This window comes from uncultured Aurantimicrobium sp., assembly GCF_936931525.1.
Classification (GTDB): domain Bacteria; phylum Actinomycetota; class Actinomycetes; order Actinomycetales; family Microbacteriaceae; genus Aurantimicrobium.
Window position 1 is genome coordinate 1 of record NZ_CAKZII010000097.1, and the last position, 1,841, is coordinate 1,841.

Annotated in this window: 3 protein-coding genes; all 3 read right to left on the reverse strand. The window is 51.7% G+C overall.

What is annotated here, in order from left to right; translation table 11 throughout:
• Window positions 1-145: 145 nt before the first annotated feature.
• From Q0362_RS04700 to Q0362_RS04710, 3 genes are read right to left on the reverse strand one after another with little or no spacing between them, the layout of a single operon-like run.
• Complete coding sequence (locus Q0362_RS04700; RefSeq protein ID WP_298120437.1) at window positions 146-673, reverse strand: hypothetical protein; 528 nt, start codon at window positions 671-673, stop codon at window positions 146-148.
• 46 nt (window positions 674-719) lie between these two features.
• Window positions 720-1,268, reverse strand: a complete 549-nt coding sequence (locus tag Q0362_RS04705) for a hypothetical protein (protein ID WP_298120440.1) — start codon at window positions 1,266-1,268, stop codon at window positions 720-722.
• A 27-nt stretch (window positions 1,269-1,295) separates the two neighbouring features.
• Entirely contained in the window at window positions 1,296-1,622 is a 327-nt protein-coding gene (locus tag Q0362_RS04710; protein WP_298120443.1) for a hypothetical protein, read from the reverse strand.
• Window positions 1,623-1,841 lie beyond the last annotated feature (219 nt).

The window sequence follows — 1,841 nt, forward strand, 5'->3', positions numbered from 1 at the left end:
TTGAGGGAATGACAGAAAACCCGTTCCCCATGAAATTCGTCATCGAAAATGACTATCGAAAGCGACCCAACATTTCAGCTCACGATTTCACGCTGAAGGCAGCGAGTTCTCTACCTGAAGTGATCTATCAATCCCTCACAGGCGGTTAAAACTCGACAATTTGGTTGATGGTGCCTTCAAACCACTTCTCCTCAGCCTCACTCGGCTTGAGTAACGCCTTCACCTTCGGATACTTTTCTTCATCAATGACGTACCCCTGCTCTCGAAGCAGTGCTTGTCGCTGCAGGTTGCAGTTATCGCTGAGGTCAGCCAGTTTTACTGCTCTGGCAATCTTGTTGCCTCTTATCTGAGAACAGTAGTTCTCGATCGTGGTGAAGTTCTCATCTTTGGTGAGCAAGAAAACAGGGTGCATAATCCCCATGCCAAAGCCGTTGTCGAGAAGCTCTACACGAGAGACCTCGCAGTCTTCGAGAACATCGTGGAGATATGCAGTGCAGAGTGAACGTTCCTTATCCTCGTTACTGAGTTCTTTGAATCCAGGCCAGCTCTGAAGGTTCTTCGCTACACGTGCTGGGTGGGTCCAATAAGGTTGCCCAGCCTTATCGACCTGGCCTTCGTGCCAGGTCTTACTCATGGTGGCTGCGTGTTCAACCAAGGGCGTTGAGAAATTCATGGGGCTACTCCTTCTCTTCAGCATATGTAGCGGTTGGGCCTGAGCGTCAGGAGCTAAACAAGTTCCCCTTGTCGAGTTCCCCAGGGCGTTTGTGGATTTTGATGCTCCTGACCCACATGGGGTGAACCTTGTTCATCACTTCAATTGGGATGACTAGTGGTTCTCGCCACAGCTGAGGATCTGTGAGTCCTCGAGCTTGAAGCCAGCCACCCTTGCCGTCTAGAACTGTTGCAAACTCAGGGCTTTCTTCCTGTAGCTGCTTGACCAAGCCTTTGAAGATCTTGGCTTGAGCGGTGCGGGCCTTGTCCCAGATGGCATAGCTGGCTTTGTCTTTCTTGCGACTAGGCCAGCCCATTCCTTCCATCATGTCCTGGGCTGCCAGCATCTCAGGAAGAATCTGGTCTGCCTCAAAGAGAATCTCGGTCCGTGCTCCACGACCTGTGTGAACGGGTGGAAAAGCCACGGCTTCCGCAATGATCGAGGGTGATTCAAAGCGGCGCAGGAGCGTCTTATGAGGAGCGATTCTCCAGCCGGTGCTGACTCCAAAGGTGAAGTCTTTCAATCCATACAGTTCTTCATCTGACCAAACAGTCATTGTTCCCCTCCTTCATGGGATGAATAGTTATGAGTAACCCGATTCCCATTCGTAGAGGGTCACGGTGATGGCTGCGTCATCCCACGCGCCACTTCGTATTTGTGCAGTTATTGCTTCGATGTCTTCTTTGAATCTCCAGAGATCCAGACCGTAGCTCTGGATCTGTTCCCGGTTGAGATCAACGAATTGCTTCAGAGTGAGCTTTGCTATCCAGTCGGTGTAACTGGGGACATCTACTCGAGTAAAGAGTGGGTTCCCGGTTAGAGGCCGTGGGTTCCACCACCACAGCTCTTTCGAGAAGAGATTTTTGTCGTTGACGTCTCTCACAACAAGCGACGTTCCCAGTGCAGGCATTGATGCCTCCTTACCCTCCGGTAATTCCAGACTCACATGACCCACTGACATTGAGGCACTGTTCTCCTCCCAGGGAAAGCCTGGGAGGTAAACAGCATCCTCTTGCTAAGAGGCAGGACCCCAGTGCGGCTCCAGCAGTTCCTTTGTCAGCTCTATTGCATCTTCACCAGCCCGGTAACGCTCTAACCAGTTCGTCCACTGCTGGGCATCCAGCCGGAC

What these genes read in the sequence shown, in the direction of transcription:
- Q0362_RS04710 (WP_298120443.1), bottom strand. Translation starts at nt 1,622, where the DNA reads ATGCCTGCACTGGGAACGTCGCTTGTTGTGAGAGACGTCAACGACAAA.
- Q0362_RS04700 (WP_298120437.1), bottom strand. Translation starts at nt 673, where the DNA reads ATGAATTTCTCAACGCCCTTGGTTGAACACGCAGCCACCATGAGTAAG.
- Q0362_RS04705 (WP_298120440.1), bottom strand. Translation starts at nt 1,268, where the DNA reads ATGACTGTTTGGTCAGATGAAGAACTGTATGGATTGAAAGACTTCACC.